This window comes from Dysgonomonas sp. HGC4, from assembly GCF_001261715.1.
GTDB lineage: Bacteria > Bacteroidota > Bacteroidia > Bacteroidales > Dysgonomonadaceae > Dysgonomonas_A.
Map to the genome: position 1 here is coordinate 37,338 of NZ_CVRU01000005.1, position 16,502 is coordinate 53,839.

General features: G+C 36.6%; 16 protein-coding genes. 10 read left to right on the plus strand and 6 right to left on the minus strand.

Features of this window, described 5'->3' with window-relative positions:
• Positions 1-92: 92 nt before the first annotated feature.
• The 9 genes from atpC to HGC4_RS00535 all read left to right on the plus strand — a co-directional run bounded on the left by atpC (position 93) and on the right by HGC4_RS00535 (position 8,753).
• A complete protein-coding gene (gene atpC, locus HGC4_RS00495; RefSeq protein WP_050708155.1) occupies positions 93-338 on the plus strand; it encodes an ATP synthase F1 subunit epsilon in 246 nt (81 codons plus the stop codon).
• A 3-nt stretch (positions 339-341) separates the two neighbouring features.
• A complete protein-coding gene (locus HGC4_RS00500; RefSeq protein WP_050708156.1) occupies positions 342-752 on the plus strand; it encodes a hypothetical protein in 411 nt (136 codons plus the stop codon).
• Entirely contained in the window at positions 745-1,845 is a 1,101-nt protein-coding gene (gene atpB / locus HGC4_RS00505) for a F0F1 ATP synthase subunit A (protein ID WP_050708157.1), read from the plus strand. Before HGC4_RS00500 ends, atpB begins: the two co-directional genes overlap by 8 nt.
• A 138-nt stretch (positions 1,846-1,983) precedes the next feature.
• A complete protein-coding gene (atpE, locus tag HGC4_RS00510; RefSeq protein WP_050708158.1) occupies positions 1,984-2,238 on the plus strand; it encodes an ATP synthase F0 subunit C in 255 nt (84 codons plus the stop codon).
• A gap of 16 nt (positions 2,239-2,254) precedes the next feature.
• Complete coding sequence (gene atpF / locus HGC4_RS00515) at positions 2,255-2,755, plus strand: F0F1 ATP synthase subunit B (protein ID WP_050708159.1); 501 nt, start codon at positions 2,255-2,257, stop codon at positions 2,753-2,755.
• 6 nt (positions 2,756-2,761) lie between these two features.
• The gene (locus HGC4_RS00520; RefSeq protein ID WP_050708160.1) at positions 2,762-3,316 is read left to right on the plus strand and encodes a F0F1 ATP synthase subunit delta; all 555 of its coding nucleotides are present in this window, start codon (positions 2,762-2,764) and stop codon (positions 3,314-3,316) included.
• A gap of 84 nt (positions 3,317-3,400) precedes the next feature.
• Positions 3,401-4,987 carry a F0F1 ATP synthase subunit alpha gene (atpA, locus tag HGC4_RS00525; RefSeq protein WP_050708161.1) on the plus strand — a complete coding sequence of 529 codons (1,587 nt, stop codon included), beginning with the start codon at positions 3,401-3,403 and terminating at the stop codon, positions 4,985-4,987.
• Between the two features lie 7 nt (positions 4,988-4,994).
• Entirely contained in the window at positions 4,995-5,903 is a 909-nt protein-coding gene (atpG, locus tag HGC4_RS00530) for an ATP synthase F1 subunit gamma (RefSeq protein ID WP_050708162.1), read from the plus strand.
• Between the two features lie 201 nt (positions 5,904-6,104).
• The gene (locus HGC4_RS00535) at positions 6,105-8,753 is read left to right on the plus strand and encodes a glycoside hydrolase family 78 protein (protein WP_050708163.1); all 2,649 of its coding nucleotides are present in this window, start codon (positions 6,105-6,107) and stop codon (positions 8,751-8,753) included.
• An 84-nt stretch (positions 8,754-8,837) separates the two neighbouring features.
• On the opposite strand, the gene gap is transcribed toward HGC4_RS00535, so the two are convergent.
• The 3 genes from gap to glyA form a co-directional block, all read right to left on the minus strand.
• Positions 8,838-9,842, minus strand: coding sequence for a type I glyceraldehyde-3-phosphate dehydrogenase (gap, locus tag HGC4_RS00540; protein ID WP_050708164.1), 1,005 nt, complete (start codon positions 9,840-9,842; stop codon positions 8,838-8,840).
• 311 nt (positions 9,843-10,153) lie between these two features.
• A complete protein-coding gene (locus HGC4_RS00545) occupies positions 10,154-11,140 on the minus strand; it encodes an endonuclease I family protein (RefSeq protein WP_050708165.1) in 987 nt (328 codons plus the stop codon).
• Between the two features lie 122 nt (positions 11,141-11,262).
• A complete protein-coding gene (gene glyA / locus HGC4_RS00550; RefSeq protein WP_050708166.1) occupies positions 11,263-12,543 on the minus strand; it encodes a serine hydroxymethyltransferase in 1,281 nt (426 codons plus the stop codon).
• Between the two features lie 299 nt (positions 12,544-12,842).
• On the opposite strand from glyA, the gene HGC4_RS00555 reads away from it, so the two are divergent.
• Complete coding sequence (locus HGC4_RS00555) at positions 12,843-13,214, plus strand: nuclear transport factor 2 family protein (protein WP_050708167.1); 372 nt, start codon at positions 12,843-12,845, stop codon at positions 13,212-13,214.
• A 6-nt stretch (positions 13,215-13,220) separates the two neighbouring features.
• Here HGC4_RS00555 and HGC4_RS00560 read toward each other — a convergent pair whose 3' ends face one another.
• From HGC4_RS00560 to HGC4_RS00570, 3 genes are all read right to left on the minus strand, one after another.
• A complete protein-coding gene (locus HGC4_RS00560; RefSeq protein ID WP_082204016.1) occupies positions 13,221-14,213 on the minus strand; it encodes an FAD:protein FMN transferase in 993 nt (330 codons plus the stop codon).
• Positions 14,214-14,313: 100 nt separating this feature from the next.
• Positions 14,314-15,378 (minus strand): chorismate synthase, encoded by a 1,065-nt coding sequence (gene aroC, locus HGC4_RS00565; RefSeq protein ID WP_050708169.1) that lies wholly within the window; start codon positions 15,376-15,378, stop codon positions 14,314-14,316.
• 186 nt (positions 15,379-15,564) lie between these two features.
• Positions 15,565-16,278 carry a hypothetical protein gene (locus tag HGC4_RS00570; protein WP_050708170.1) on the minus strand — a complete coding sequence of 238 codons (714 nt, stop codon included), beginning with the start codon at positions 16,276-16,278 and terminating at the stop codon, positions 15,565-15,567.
• Positions 16,279-16,502 lie beyond the last annotated feature (224 nt).

Consider the following 16,502-nt stretch of genomic DNA (forward strand, 5'->3'; position numbering starts at 1 on the left):
AGACCTTGTTTATTGCTGTGACTGGGTGTAATAGCCAAAGGCAGTTTTAATTATAAAATACAGCAATAAACATTTAATGTTATTTATAAGCAATGAAAGAATTACAATTAAAGATAGTTTCACCCGAAAAGATGTTGTTTCAAGGAACAGTTTTATCCGTAAAACTACCGGGAACAGAGGGAGAGTTTAGCATATTACCCGATCATGCTCCACTTATATCTTCTTTGCATAAAGGTGAAATTTCATACGAAATAGAAAAAGGTTCACCTCTGAAAGTAGTCATCGAAAGTGGGTTCGTTGAAGTCAAAAAAAATATAGTTACCGTTTGCGTAGAATAATTTATGAATATATTCAAAACAAAACTAATTATATCTATAATTGCCTTCGGTCTCATAATCAGTGGTTGCATTGGAGTTGGTCTGTCCTATTTTTTGCCCACATTTGATTGGAATTGGTTTGTAGGTCTTGCCATATTTTATCTGATAATAGAATCATTGGTAGTATCTCTGGTCGAAAAATGTAGTCAGAAGAAAGATAAAAAACAGTTAGTGAACATGTATATGCTAACCAAAGTCATAAAAGTTATTACTTCACTGATCTTTGTTACTGTGTATGTGCTTACGGTGAAAGAAAACATCAAAGCTTTTGTAGCTGTTTTTATATTATTTTATTTATTATACCTGATCGCCGAAACATTCATCTTTATGAAGATAGAGAAGCGTATCAAAGAAAAAAATAGTAGCAATGAATAGCCGATTAAAATACATATTTGTACTGGTATGCTTATTTGTGATAGGAAGTACGTCTTCTTACGCATCGTCTGAGGAGCATTCTTTAGAAGGTGAAAAAAGCTTGAATGTTAAAGAATTAATTCTTGATCACCTTGCAGATTCTTACCAGTGGCATATTACAACTTGGGGAGATCATCAGATTGTCGTTTCACTTCCAGTCATAGTAAAAGGCGAAAACAGTGGATGGAATGTATTCTCATCAGCCAGATTCGATCATGGACACGCTGCATACAAAGGCTTCTACATTGCTCAAGAGGGCGACTATAAAGGGAAGATTGTAGAAAAGAATGCATCAGGTGAAGAAATAAGACCATGGGATATATCTATCACAAAAAATGCCTTTGCTTTAATTGTTTGCAGCATAATAACTCTTGTTCTTATAATGTCTGTTGCAGGATGGTATAAAAAGAATTCTACAGCAGAAAATCCTAAAGCCCCTAAAGGCTTTATAGGATTCATGGAAATGTTTATCATGAGTGTGAATGATGATATTATAAAACCATGTGTGGGCAAAAACTACAAGAAATTTGCACCTTATTTGTTGACAACTTTCTTTTTTATCTTCATCAATAATATAGCGGGGTTAATTCCAATTTTTCCTTTCGGGGCTACTGTAACAGGTAATATAGCAGTCACTTTTGTGTTAGCATTATTTACTCTGGTTATTGTAAATATCTTCGGGACTAAAGAGTATTGGAAAGAAATATTCTGGCCTGATGTACCAACATGGTTAAAGATTCCAATTCCTATCATGCCAGCTATTGAACTTGTGGGTGTATTCACAAAACCATTTGCATTAATGATTCGTCTTTTCGCAAATATTTTGGCAGGTCACTCCATCGTTTTAGGGTTGGTATGTCTGATCTTTGTTACGGTGAAACTTGGAACCGGAATCAATGCTTCAATGACTGTGGTGTCTGTAGTCTTGACAATATTTATCAGCTTTGTTGAAATCTTGGTAGCTTATATCCAAGCATACGTATTCACTATGTTATCAGCCGTATTTATAGGTCTAGCACAAGTGGAACCACATCACGCTAAAAAACACGATTAAGGTAATAGACCTTTTTAGAGTTTTGGAGAGTATATTAATAAGATAAAGAATCAATTACAAAATATAGAAATAAGTATATAAACATTACTTAGTATCAAAATAGAAAACAAATAATTAAATAACTAAAAGAATAAAATTATGTTACTATCAACTATTCTACAAGCAGCAGCTGAAGCTGGTGCAGGACTTACAGGTTTCGGTGCAGCTCTAGGAGCAGGTTTAGCAGCTATCGGTGCAGGTCTGGGTATCGGTAAAATTGGTGCTTCTGCAATGGAAGGTATTGCTCGTCAACCCGAAGCTAGTGGGGATATTCGTATGTCTATGATTATTGCAGCAGCCCTAATTGAAGGTGTGGCTCTATTTGCTGTAGTAGTTTGTGGATTTATCCTATAAATAATTAAATTAAAAAATTATGCTTTTACAACCTGAAGCCGGTCTTTTATTTTGGATGTTTCTATCTTTTGGGATTGTTTTTGCCGTATTGGCAAAATTCGGTTTTCCCATTATTACAAAGATGGTCGAGGATCGCAATGCGTACATCGAAAAATCTTTAGATGCAGCCAAAGAAGCCAATAAACAATTGGCTCATATAAAAGAACAAAGCGAAGCTATATTAGCTTCAGCCCGTGAAGAGCAGGTGAAAATCTTAAAAGATGCTGAAAGCACCAGAACACGTATAATCAACGAATCGAAAGAATTGGCTCGTGCCGAAGGATTGAAAGAATTGGAGGAACTTAGAAAGCAAATGAGACTCGAAAAAGAGGATGCAATAAAAGACATACGTCGCCAAGTTGCAGGCCTTTCGGTAGACATTGCTGAAAAAATAATCCGCAACAATCTGAATAGCAATACTGAGCAAATGGCTATGATAGACCGTTTGATTGACGAAAGTATGGTATCTAAATCTTAATATATTATGAATTCAGGAATGGTATCTATGCGTTATGCACGAGCTTTGTTTAGCTATGCTTTGGAAAATAAAGCGGAGGATATAATATTTTCAGAAATGAAGATTCTCTCCGAAACCTTAGCCAGTAGGCCACAACTTCGGGCAACACTAGATAATCCTGTACTGAGTACAAGGGAAAAACTGGAACTTATAAAACTTGCTGCCGGTGAAAAGGTGAGCGATGTATTTGTTCGGTTTATCCAATTGGTATTGCATCAGAGAAGAGAAAACCATCTGCAAACGATCAGTTTAGTATACTTAGATTTATACAGGAAATATAAGAATATAAGTGTCGGAAAATTAGTAACGGCATGTCCTGTCGATGATACTACTATAAATAAAATTAAGCAACTGGTTCAAGATAAAGAAGAGGGTACAATTGAGTTTGTAACCGAAGTGAATCCTAAACTAGGCGGTGGTTTTATTTTATATATTGGTACTTATAGACTTGATGCCAGTGTGGCTTCTCAATTGACTAGAATAAAGAGTCAATTGATGAGTAAGAATAAAAAAATTGCATAGTAACCTTATGTTGTAACAGGCTTTGGTTACAATGTCCACCAAAGCAATAAAATAGGTCTGAGACCTTAATACAAGGAAATAAATATGTCTGAAAATATAAAAGCTAGTGAGGTTTCTGATGTGTTGAAGATGCAGTTGGATGGGATTGACAACCGTATTCAATTAGACGAGGTAGGCGTTGTCCTTTCGGTAGGAGACGGAGTAGCTCGCATCTATGGTCTCAATAACGCAGAAGCCAATGAATTATTAGAGTTCGACAATGGAGTAAAAGCTGTTGTGATGAATCTCGAAGAAGATAATGTCGGAGCAGTATTACTTGGATCAAGTAGTCAGATTAAGGAAGGCTTCAACGTCAAAAGAACAGGCCTTATTGCTTCAATTAAAGTCGGTGACGGATTACTAGGTCGTGTTATTACACCACTAGGAGAACCTATCGATGGAAAAGGAGATATAACAGGTGAACTGTTGGAAATGCCTCTGGAACGTAAAGCTCCGGGAGTTATTTACCGTCAACCAGTAACTCAACCTTTACAAACCGGTCTTAAGGCTATTGATGCCATGATTCCAATTGGTAGAGGGCAACGTGAGTTAATTATTGGTGACCGTCAAACAGGGAAAACTGCAATTGCAATTGATGCTATTATTAGCCAAAAGGCAAATTACGATGCAGGAGATCCTGTATACTGTATTTATGTTGCAATTGGTCAGAAAGCTTCTTCTGTAGCCAACATTGTTGAAACTCTGAAAGAAAAAGGTGCATTAGAATATACAATTATCATTGCAGCAACAGCTGCCGAACCTGCTGCAATGCAGTATTTCGGAGCGTTCTCAGGAGCTGCGATTGGTGAATACTTTAGAGATACCGGTCGTCATGCTTTAGTGGTTTATGATGACTTGTCGAAACAAGCGGTTGCTTATCGTGAAGTTTCGTTGCTATTGAAAAGACCTCCGGGTCGTGAAGCATATCCGGGAGATATTTTCTATCTACACTCTCGTCTACTGGAACGTGCTGCTAAGATTATCGATCAGCAAGAGGTGGCCGAGCAAATGAATGATTTACCTGAAAGTTTGAAAGGCAGAGTAAAAGGTGGAGGTTCCCTAACAGCACTTCCAATTATCGAAACTCAAGCCGGTGACGTATCTGCATATATTCCGACTAACGTAATCTCTATTACCGATGGTCAGATATTTTTGGATATTGACCTCTTCAACTCAGGTTATCGTCCTGCAATTGACGTAGGTATTTCGGTTTCTCGTGTGGGTGGTAGTGCTCAAACTAAAGCTATGAAAAAAGTAGCGGGAACTTTGAAAATCGACCAAGCTCAGTATCGTGAACTTGAAGCATTTACTAAGTTTGGTGGAGATATGGATCCAATTACGGCATTGACCATAGATAAAGGACAAAAGAATGCTGCATTATTGGTTCAACCTCAATATTCTCCGGTACCTGTTGAAAAACAGATTGCTATATTATATTGCGGAACTAATGGTCTGTTGAATAATGTACCTGTAGATAAGGTTCACGAATTTGAGTCGGATTTCCTTCAAATATTGGAAATGCAATACAAAGAGACTGTATTGGACGTTCTTAGAAAAGGAGTTATAAATGAGAGCGTAACAGCTATCATCGAAAAGGTTGCCGAAGAAATTTCAGGCAAATACAAAAAATAATTGAGCTATGGCATCATTGAAGGAAGTAAAAGATAGGATAGATTCGGTAAAAAGCACGAAGAAAATAACTTCGGCCATGAAGATGATTGCAACAGCAAAGTTGCGAAAGTCTCAACAGGCAATAAACTCTTTTCTACCCTACTCTACCAAATTGAATGAGATTCTGACCAATCTTTTGGCTTCTGACAGCAGTATTGATTCTGTTTATGCACAAGAAAGAGAAATTAGGAAAATAGCCATTGTGGCTTTCTCTTCTAACTCTAGTTTGTGTGGAGGTTTCAATGCGAATGTTGTTAAAGAATTTTCTTCGGTCGCATCTCAATGTGCTAAGATAGTAGGAAAAGAAAATATCATAGTTTATCCTTTTGGAAAAAAGATTGCAGATTTTGCTAGAAAATCTAATTTAGCGATTGAAAGTAATTCTACATTTCAACAGATAACAGATAGGCCTGCTTTTCCTCCAATATTACAAATATCGAAGGAGCTTGTAGATAAGTTCTTATCTAAAGAGATAGATCAGATTATATTAGTTTATACACACTTCAAATCGATGGGCGTTCAACAAATTAAAAGTAATGTGTATCTGCCTTTTGATTTGAAAGGAGCTATAGAGAAAGCTAATCTTGACTCTGGGGCTTCAAACATCAATCAGACAACTGATTATATTTTAGAACCTGAGAAGGGAGAGCTTTTATCACATCTTATTCCAAAGGTATTAGCATCGAATCTGTTTGCGGCTTTATTAGACTCTAATGCTTCGGAAAATGCTGCACGTAGTCTTGCTATGCAGATTGCGACAGATAATGCTGAAGAATTAGTAGGTGATTTGACGATTGAGTATAATAAGAATCGTCAGGCAGCTATTACAAATCAGTTACTAGATATAATCGGCGGAGCATCTGCTTTGAGTAAATAAGGTCATAGCCTATTTATCACTTAGAAGTATTATGAACTGAAACAGTCCTCAAACAATAGAATAGAAAGAGTATTTGAAATTATCAAATGCTCTTTTCTTTTTTACTACAATGATTATTTGAAAAATTATAATTATGATTACCTTCGAATAATAAAGAATGTAATTACTTAATTATATAACTTAACACCCCTACATAGCAGGATGAAAAATCTTCTCATATATTTTATCATACTTAGTACATCCTTGGTATCTTGTACAAAAAAGACTGATCCTCCAACAAATTTGCAATGCGAATATTTAGAAAAACCTTTAGGCATAGATTGTACTTCTCCTCGCTTGAGTTGGAGAGTAGCACAAACAGAACTTGCACAGAGTGCCTATCAAATAATGGTTAGTACTGATTCTCTAAAGCTTTCCAACAACAAAGCTGAAATATGGGATTCGGGCAAAATTGATTCAGACAGTTGTCTGGTTGCTTACAAAGGTCAGACGTTAAATCCATTTACTAAATATTATTGGAGAGTAACTACATGGAATGGGAAGGCTAATCAATCTAACCCTTCGGATATTACCTCTTTTGAAACGGGATTGATGACCTCTAAAAACTGGCAGGGAAAATGGATATCTGATGGACAAGATGTAGATTATAAACCAACTTTCTATTTCAGGAAAGATACAAATATTAGTAAGGATAAAGTAGTCAAATCGGCAAGAGCTTATATAACAGCAGCTGGATTATACGAGCTCTCTGTAAACGGACTTAAGGCGGGCGATCGCATGTTAGATCCTATGTACACCCGATTCGATAAACGAAATTTGTATTCAACTCTTGATATAACTTCATTATTACAGGCAGGAGACAACACTTTTGGTGTTATACTCGGTAATGGATGGTACAATCATCAGTCAACAGCTGTATGGGATTTTGATAAAGCTCATTGGCGTAACCGACCTCGCTTCCTTGTTAATATAAGAATTAACTATGAAGATGGAACGACCGACACAATTGCGTCTGATAGTACTTGGAGAATTCATGAGAGCCCTATTATATTTAATAGTATTTATACAGCAGAACACTACGATGCTCGTAAAGAAATAGAGGATTGGAATATGCCCAGTCTGAATACTACTGACTGGCAAACTGCAGTTGTTGTAGACGCTCCTTCAAAACTGATTACAAGCCAACAATTACATCCAATACGTGTAACTGAACGATTAGAACCAATCAAAGTAGATAAAAGGAATGACACTTGCTATGTCTTTAGTTTTGCTAAAAATATTGCAGGAGTTATAGAGATACGTGTTCAAGGAGATAAGGACACAGAGATACGTATAAGACACACTGAACGTCTCTATCCTGATGGAAGAGCTGATATGTCTAATATAGATGTTCATTATCGCCCAACTGATGATAGTGATCCTTTCCAAACAGATATCTTTATTTTAAAAGGAGGAGGAATTAAAGAAACATTCTCACCCAAATTCAACTATAAAGGTTTTCAGTATGTAGAAGTTACCTCTTCAAAACCAATAGACTTGAATAAAGAAAGCATAACGGCTTTAGAAATGCACAGTGATGTTCCCCAGATAGGGAGTATTAAATCATCGAACCCTACTTTGAATAAAATATGGGAAGCCACTAACAACTCATATTTGTCGAATTTATTTGGCTATCCGACTGATTGTCCTCAGCGAGAAAAAAACGGATGGACAGGCGATTCTCACATTGCCATAGAAACAGGCTTATATAGTTTTGATGCCATCACTATTTATGAGAAATGGATGAATGATTTCAAAGATGAACAAAAGTCAAATGGAGTATTACCAAGTATAGTGCCGACTCATGGTTGGGGATACGACTGGGGAAATGGTCCTGACTGGACTAGCGCTGTAGGCATCATTCCTTGGCAAATATATCTATTCTATGGTGATAGTCGCTTACTTCACAAAATGTATGGCAACATCAAGTTATATGTAGATCATATAGCATCTATCAGTCCTCATGGAACTACTGATTGGGGGCTCGGTGATTGGGTTCCTGTAAAAACAATTAGTAATAAGGAACTGACGTCATCTCTGTACTATTATAAGGATGTAACAATACTAGCCAATGCTGCTAAGATATTCGGAAAGAAACGAGACCATGAGCATTACACACGTTTGGCTCATAAGATACGCAATGCTATAAATAAGAAGTTCTTGAATACCAAAACCGGTATATATTGTTCGGGATCACAAACCGAACTAGCTGCACCTCTCTATTTTGGAATAGTTCCAGAGAAGCTCAAGTCGAAAGTTGCAGCCAATCTTTACAAAAAAGTAGAAGAAGATAATTTTCACATTGATACCGGTATTTTAGGAGCTAAAGCTTTATTAAATGCTCTCTCTGAAAATGGGTACGCAGAAGCAGCGTATACTATTGCATCACAAGAAACATATCCTTCATGGGGTTGGTGGATTGTAAACGGAGCAACTACATTATACGAAAATTGGAACATAGATGCAGAAAATGACATTTCTATGAATCATATTATGTTCGGCGATATCAATGCTTGGATGTACAGAGCTCTTGGAGGTTTATTCCCGGATGAGAATAAGGCAGGATTTAAACACATACAACTTCGCCCTAATTTTGTAAAGGCACTCAATCAATTCGAGGCAAAGCATACTTCTCCCTATGGCGAAATTGTATCATCGTGGAAACGTACAGATAAACAGATACTTTATCATCTGGTAATTCCTGCTAACAGTTCAGCCACATTATATCTTCCAGAGAATATAGAAGGAGAAAAAACAATACAACTCTCTGCCGGAGTTTATGACCTTGAATTGAGAGAGATCAAAAAATAAAACATCAAGCTATACTTCAAAAGAAAAAGCCGAGACTCCTTTAGGAATCTCGGCTTTTTAATATCTATAAGATACTTAATTTAATTAAGCATTAACTTTAGCCATTCTAGCAACTAGTTCAAGAACTTTGTTTGAATAACCCCACTCATTGTCATACCAGCTAACAACTTTCACAAATGTTGGGCTCAATTGGATACCAGCTTTTGCATCGAAAATTGAAGTACGAGCATCACCGATAAAGTCAGAAGAAACAACTTCTTCGTCAGTATATCCAAGGATACCTTTCAATTCGCCATCAGCAGCAGATTTCATTGCAGCACAGATTTCAGCATAAGTAGCTTCTTTAGCTAAGCGAGCAGTTAAGTCAACAACTGAAACGTCCAAAGTTGGAACACGGAATGCCATACCAGTAAGTTTGCCATTCAATTCAGGAATTACTTTACCTACAGCTTTAGCTGCACCTGTAGAAGAAGGGATAATGTTACCAGCAGCAGCACGTCCACCTCTCCAGTCTTTAGCTGAAGGACCATCAACTGTTTTTTGAGTTGCAGTTGTAGCGTGTACTGTAGTCATTAACGCTTCTACGATACCGAATTTGTCATTCAATACTTTAGCGATAGGAGCCAAACAGTTAGTAGTACAAGATGCATTAGAAACAAATTGAGTTCCTTTTACATATTTGCTATCATTTACACCGCAAACGAACATAGGGGTATCGTCTTTTGATGGAGCAGACATAACTACATATTTAGCACCAGCAGTAATGTGACCTTGAGCGCTTGCTTTATCTAGGAAAAGACCTGTTGATTCAACAACATACTCAGCACCAACATCACTCCATTTTAGGTCAGCAGGATTTCTCTCAGCAGTTACGCGGATAGCATTACCGTTAACAACTAATTTACCGTCTTTAATTTCAACAGTTCCGTTGAATCTTCCGTGGATAGTATCATAACGTAGCATGTAAGCCATGTATTCTACATCGATAAGGTCATTGATACCAACAATTTGAATATCACTTCTACCTTGAGCTGCACGGAAAACTAGACGACCAATACGTCCGAAACCATTAATACCTACTTTAATCATTTTATTAAAAGTTTTATGGGTTAAAAAATTTATTAATCCGAAATTAACTTAATAAGTACACCATTGTATTTCTACAATTACCAAAATGATATCTAACATTAATCATTTTGACCTTTACAAAAATACGCAAAAAATATATTTTTCACTAATTATTCTCTTTCAAAATTACACTTCTGGATACCCTCTTTAGTATAATTTAGTATTGACTATGAGCCTGAAAGAATTATGCTAAGTATATATTGCAAAATCCAAGGAAAACGAATACTAGACTTTACATTCCAAAACTCGAAACTATGCCTAATACTTTTAATTTATTCTTTAATTTTAAGCAGAACCCGATCGGCTATATCTCTAGCCTCCAACACATAGGAAAAGACCAAATCTTTTATTTGAGGTTGTCTATTTATCTTATCATCTTCAGAAATATAAAACGGTTGATCTTTACTATCTCCCCAAATATGACTCACTAATTCAGGACAATCTACAAAGGGGTTTCTATTGCCTTGTATTTTATATACCGCATTGTTTCTGGCTATTTCCTTGTCGCTTATAGGGTCTTCATTATTCCACTTGATTAACATTTCGAGAGCCCACGGTTGAAGTCCAGGATAAGCTTCTATCTGCAACATCGACTTCTTAGCATCATCCTTCCAATCATATGAGTAATCTTCATAACAAGTTAACATATAAAAGTAAACACGGGCAAAGTCTCCTTTATATTCATCTGCTGGTTCAAACACCTGTCCTCTATATCCATGAGGATAAGTATTGTTTCCAACCTTAGACACTCCGTTATCAAACTTAGCAATTCCAACCTCCCCTAGTGGCAAATTACTCTTAGCTGCATTAGCGCTATAATCGGAAGGGAATATATTATGAAGATCGCCATTAGCATCATACGAAGAATACTTATCTCTCTTTCCCCACCAACTACGAGGCATGCAATGTTCGCGATTCTGGACATTCCCACCAACATAGGTTGTATGCTTTTCATTAGAATACATATCTAGAAAATAACCTTCCGAACTCCAGTCTGTCTTCTTAAAATAATTGTCCCACCAATAGCGAGCTGTTGTATTTTCATCAAAATTCAGATACTCATGATCTCTTATAATATCATGCATAGCAGTCTTTAAAGCTGCGCCGTATAAACCATTTGCCCGATTGTAATATCCAATTGATATATCTTTGATAAATAAAGAAGCAATTGCTATTAATAGAGGAATCACCCACAACAGCTTTTTACCAAAGCTTGAGCCTTTACTTCTTCCTTTTTTCTTTTTTCTTTTCTTTGCCACTTATTACTGCAAGGTCAAAAGACCCTCTTTATTATTTTAACTATCTCTAAATAAAAAAACACAGATGAAGCCTTTAAACCTCAACTGCGTTTTTTTGTATGTATAATGAATCTCTGATCAAATTACCAAGCAAACAATGGGTAATCTTTCATCATTTGATTTACTTTATCATGTACAGCCTTAATTATTTTTTCGTCTTCGTGATTAGCCAATACTGTATCAATCATTTCTACAATATCACCCATCAAACCATCCTTAACTCCACGAGTTGTAATAGCTGGAGTACCAAAACGTAAACCCGATGTAAGAAATGGGCTACGGCTATCAAAAGGTACCATGTTTTTATTGGTAGTAATATCTGCTGCCACAAGAGCTTTTTCAGCAACCTTACCAGTCAATTCAGGGAATTTCTTTCTAAGGTCAATCAAAATCAAGTGATTATCTGTACCTTCCGATACAATTTTATATCCTTTATCAGCAAAAGCCTGAGCCATTACAGCAGCATTCTTTTGAACTTGTGCCTGATATACTTTATATGATGGGTCTAATGCCTCAGCAAAAGATACCGCTTTAGCTGCAATAACGTGCTCTAGTGGTCCACCTTGTATTCCTGGGAATACAGCAGAATCTAACAAAGCCGACATCATACGAGTTTCGCCTTTAGGAGTTTTCTTACCCCAAGGATTTTCGAAATCTTTACCTATCAATATAGCTCCTCCACGAGGTCCGCGTAGAGTTTTATGAGTTGTAGTAGTTACAATATGTGCATATTGAAGAGGGTTGTTTAAAAGACCCGCAGCAATTAGTCCCGCAGGGTGAGCCATATCAACCAAGAAAATAGCATTGATAGAATCTGCAATCTGACGGATACGAGCATAATTCCAATCACGAGAGTATGCCGAAGCACCTGCAATAATCAATTTTGGTTTCTCAGCCTTAGCTACAGCTTCCATCTGATCATAATCAACCTCTTCGTTATCTTGTCTTACATTATATTCTAGTGCATGGAACATCAACCCCGAAAAGTTAACGGGCGAACCGTGCGAAAGGTGACCTCCATGAGAAAGATTCAATCCTAAAAATTTATCGCCTGCTTGAAGACATGCCAAAAATACTGCAGCATTTGCCTGAGCACCCGAGTGAGGTTGTACATTCGCCCATTCTGCTCCAAAAATTTGTTTCAAACGATCTATAGCCAATTGCTCGCTAAGGTCAACTATTTCGCAGCCTCCATAATAACGTTTGCCCGGATATCCTTCGGCATACTTATTAGTTAAGCACGATCCCATAGCATCCATTACTTGTTGGCTCACAAAATTCTCTGAAGCGATAAGTTCAATTCCTTTTAGTTGGCGCTGGTGTTCTCTTTCAATAATATCAAAAATTGCAGTATCTCTTTTCATTATATAAGAAAGTTTTAAAGGTCGCTGACCTGTTTATTATTTTTCTGATTAAAGGTCGTTGACCTCTTTATTACTCGTATTGTTAAGAATAGAGTTATTCGACAATACTAAAAATACGCTTACAAATTTACTATATTATTTTTCATTTCGCTGACTATATGAACAATATTTTCAACCTTAACAACCATTCTGAAAACTCATCGCCATATAATACGAAAATTGAGGGTTTTGCTTAATATTCATTTTTTCATTTAAGAAAAACGCTACTTTTGTAGAATACATAAAACAACACAGAAGATATGAACACAACGATCAAAAATGCAATTGAGCAACTTGAAAATCAATTACTGGATGCTATGCTACATGCTGATATAGAAACATTAGATAAACTTATACATCCCGATCTCCTTTTTAATAGTGCTATGGGGCAAACTGTCACTAAAGAAATAGATTTGCAATCATACAGCAGTGGTCTCATGAAAGTGCACAACATCAGTGCGACCAATCAGCAGATTAATATAATTGGAGATACAGCAGTAGTTGCAGTAACAATAGACATGAACGGAGAATACGGAGTTCAACCTATTTCAGGAAAAGTTCGTTTCCTTAGAGTATGGAAACAGTTCAATAATAACTGGCAAATTATAGCAGGAAGCAGTGTAATGATATAAATAAGATTATCGGACTTCATATTTCTCGAAATCTGACGATTTTACAACAGATAAACTATCATTACCCGAATCTAAGATCAGCAGATACGAAATTTGCTCTTGTAATGCTATACGCCTTATATCGGCAGTATCGGCAAGCATGAAGACCGTAGCATAGGCATCTGCTGTCATACAATCATCAGCAATAACAGTTGCACTTAAGATATTAGATTCCGATGGATAACCCGTTTTAGGGTTAATTGTATGTGCATATTTCTTTCCATCCTTTATATAGAAGTTACGGTAACTGCCAGATGTAGCCATCGATTTGTCGCACAATTGTATAATGGTCTGTAACTCTCTGTGTTCGGGCACTTTTTCATCAATAGGCTTATCTATCCCGATATGCCAACATTCACCCTTTGCATTTGTGCCTTTTGCAGTTACCTCTCCACCAATCTCAATCATGTAATCGGCTATACCGTATGATTCGAGCAGCTTTGCAATAACATCAGTTGAGTAACCTTTAGCAATAGCAGATGTATTTATCTGAATACGAGAATCATTTTTTACTATCTGCCCATCTTGAAGTTGTATTTTATCGTATCCTACAATTGATTTAAGGCTATCAATCATTTCGGGGGTTACATTCTCTAGATTCTTAAACCCAAAACCCCAAGCATTAATCAGTGGAGACACTGTTATATCAAAAAGTCCATCAGAAACCTTAGAGACAGCTTGTGATCTATTGAACACATTCACAAAAAAACTATCTAATACAACATCCTCATTGTTATTCACTTTAGATATGATAGAAGTAGCCTTAAATGGATTCAGTGAATCATCAAACCTTGCTAACTCTGTCTCTATTTCCGATTTAAGAGAATGGGTATATTTATATTTTATCGAATAGGTTGTATGAAAAACATCTCCTTTATCTTCAATATAAATTGCTTGCTTCTTATTACAAGAAATAAGAAATAGCGATATAATAAAAAGCATAAAGCACTGTTTCCACATACAACTTAGAGTTCAAAAATTATTATACTATCTACCAGTCATAACTATCTCTAATTACAACATTTTCTGAAAGAACAAATCGATCTTTGCCCTTATATAATCAACGAGCTTTATTCAATAAATAGTAATCGAGAATTGTCATAGCAGCCATTGCCTCAACAATAGGTACTGCACGAGGAAGTACACACGCATCATGACGTCCACGAGCTTTAAGATCTGCTTCGTTTCCTTCCTGATCTACCGTATGTTGTTGCATCAATATAGTTGCAACTGGCTTGAATGCTACTCTGAAATAAATATCCTGTCCATTTGAGATTCCACCTTGAATACCTCCCGAATGGTTGGTACGAGTATCTATTGCTCCATCTTTGTCATAAAACTCGTCGTTCACTTCCGAGCCTCTGTGATTCACATCAAAGCCATCGCCATACTCAAAACCTTTAACGGCATTGATACTAAGCATTGCATTTCCCAAAGCTGCATGCAGTTTACCAAACACTGGTTCGCCCAATCCGACAGGAGTTCCCTTGATTACACAAGTAATAACCCCACCAATTGTATCACCTTTCGATTTCACTTCATTTATCAACGTTATCATCTCCTCTGCTTTCGCAGCATCGGGACATCTAACGGGAGTATCTTCAATAGTATTCAAATCATATTCAGAATACAATTTCTCTAATTTAATACCACCTACCTGAGAAGTATATGCAGTAATAGAAACATTCAATTGATTCAATACCAATTTAGCCAAAGCACCGGCTACACAACGGGCAATAGTCTCACGAGCCGAAGAACGACCTCCTCCCCTATGATCTCTTATTCCGTATTTTTGTTGGTATGTATAATCCGCATGAGACGGACGATACAAAGCTTTCATATTATCATAATCAGACGAATGCTGATTAGCGTTCCAAATAATAAAACCAATGGGAGTACCTGTAGTTTTTCCTTCAAAAATACCCGATAGAAATTCTACCTTATCAGCTTCGTTTCTGGGTGTAGTTATTTTTGATTGCCCCGGACGACGACGATTCAATTCATTCTGAATAAAATCCATGTCTACCTCAATGCCTGCAGGACAGCCATCAATTATGCCTCCTATGCCTGCACCATGAGACTCTCCGAAAGACGTTAAACGAAATATATTGCCAAAAGTATTCATATCCTTATTAAGTAATAATCGTAAATAATTTAAGTTGACATATCAATATCAATAAGCCTGCCATCTTAACTATTACAAATATAGATAAAAATGAAAGCAAATCACAACTTCAACTATACATAATAATGCGAAAAGCCTCCTAGAAGCAATAGATGTCACCACTACTTTAAGGAGATATTACACACGTCAAAATCCAAAAATATATCCGACTGAATAAAACATCTGATTTCCATAAGGACTCCAATCATTCTGAACCAAATCGTAATGAATCATCATAGTGACAGCTCCATTACGTCCAGAAGGAATATTCACACCACCTCCAACTAATACACAAGGAACGGTTTGCGAATCAAGAGACTGCCCTCCTGCACTTCCCCACATCTGATAAAGTTCGGGTTGTACCTGCAATGAGATAAAACGAATTGGGTGAAATCTGGCATAAGCGTTCACTCCCAAATAGTTTTGCGAAAAATCATTCCCATGAGAGTTGTCTCTATAATAAAAATAACCGATTCCGCCTCCGGCAGTAAAGTAACGATTAAACTCATAACCAATCTGCGGAGAGATATTGACAGACACATAACCACTACTAAATGCCATACCAAATGCACCTCCGAATACCATTCGGCCTTGACTCCCTTGTCCCTCATTGTAGCTTAGTGGCTGTTGCGTAGGCTTCGACTGATATCTTTGTTGTTTCACTGGCTGCTCAATTTTGTACAAAGGTTCCTGAGATTGACTCGCCCTTGGATCGGCAACTGTATCGTAACGAAATAATTGTACTTCATTCTTTGCTGGAGCAGGAATCGTATCATAACGAAAGGCTTTCGTTTCGGTTTGCCCTAAACAATTTGATATTCCTAAAATGAAGGTCACTAATGAAAGAATTAAACTTTTCATACACTTAGATGGAGTTATGTGTTTACTAGCTGATTTTATTAACATTCTGTATATTAAATAAGTTCAGATTTATTTTACAAAAGTAACTAAAGTTCTAATAAGGTCACAATAGTAGGTTTCGTTACTTTGCATTGATAATAGACTTTCCTGCAGATGCACTTAAATATGGCAGACCTAAATAAATGTACAATTAAACTTTACTATAGTCTTTTCTCCTATAGGAG

What these genes read in the sequence shown, in the direction of transcription:
- atpC (WP_050708155.1), top strand. Translation starts at nt 93, where the DNA reads ATGAAAGAATTACAATTAAAGATAGTTTCACCCGAAAAGATGTTGTTT.
- HGC4_RS00500 (WP_050708156.1), top strand. Translation starts at nt 342, where the DNA reads ATGAATATATTCAAAACAAAACTAATTATATCTATAATTGCCTTCGGT.
- atpB (WP_050708157.1), top strand. Translation starts at nt 745, where the DNA reads ATGAATAGCCGATTAAAATACATATTTGTACTGGTATGCTTATTTGTG.
- atpE (WP_050708158.1), top strand. Translation starts at nt 1,984, where the DNA reads ATGTTACTATCAACTATTCTACAAGCAGCAGCTGAAGCTGGTGCAGGA.
- HGC4_RS00520 (WP_050708160.1), top strand. Translation starts at nt 2,762, where the DNA reads ATGAATTCAGGAATGGTATCTATGCGTTATGCACGAGCTTTGTTTAGC.
- atpA (WP_050708161.1), top strand. Translation starts at nt 3,401, where the DNA reads ATGTCTGAAAATATAAAAGCTAGTGAGGTTTCTGATGTGTTGAAGATG.
- atpG (WP_050708162.1), top strand. Translation starts at nt 4,995, where the DNA reads ATGGCATCATTGAAGGAAGTAAAAGATAGGATAGATTCGGTAAAAAGC.
- HGC4_RS00535 (WP_050708163.1), top strand. Translation starts at nt 6,105, where the DNA reads ATGAAAAATCTTCTCATATATTTTATCATACTTAGTACATCCTTGGTA.
- gap (WP_050708164.1), bottom strand. Translation starts at nt 9,842, where the DNA reads ATGATTAAAGTAGGTATTAATGGTTTCGGACGTATTGGTCGTCTAGTT.
- glyA (WP_050708166.1), bottom strand. Translation starts at nt 12,543, where the DNA reads ATGAAAAGAGATACTGCAATTTTTGATATTATTGAAAGAGAACACCAG.
- HGC4_RS00555 (WP_050708167.1), top strand. Translation starts at nt 12,843, where the DNA reads ATGAACACAACGATCAAAAATGCAATTGAGCAACTTGAAAATCAATTA.
- HGC4_RS00560 (WP_082204016.1), bottom strand. Translation starts at nt 14,213, where the DNA reads ATGTGGAAACAGTGCTTTATGCTTTTTATTATATCGCTATTTCTTATT.
- aroC (WP_050708169.1), bottom strand. Translation starts at nt 15,378, where the DNA reads ATGAATACTTTTGGCAATATATTTCGTTTAACGTCTTTCGGAGAGTCT.
- HGC4_RS00570 (WP_050708170.1), bottom strand. Translation starts at nt 16,278, where the DNA reads ATGAAAAGTTTAATTCTTTCATTAGTGACCTTCATTTTAGGAATATCA.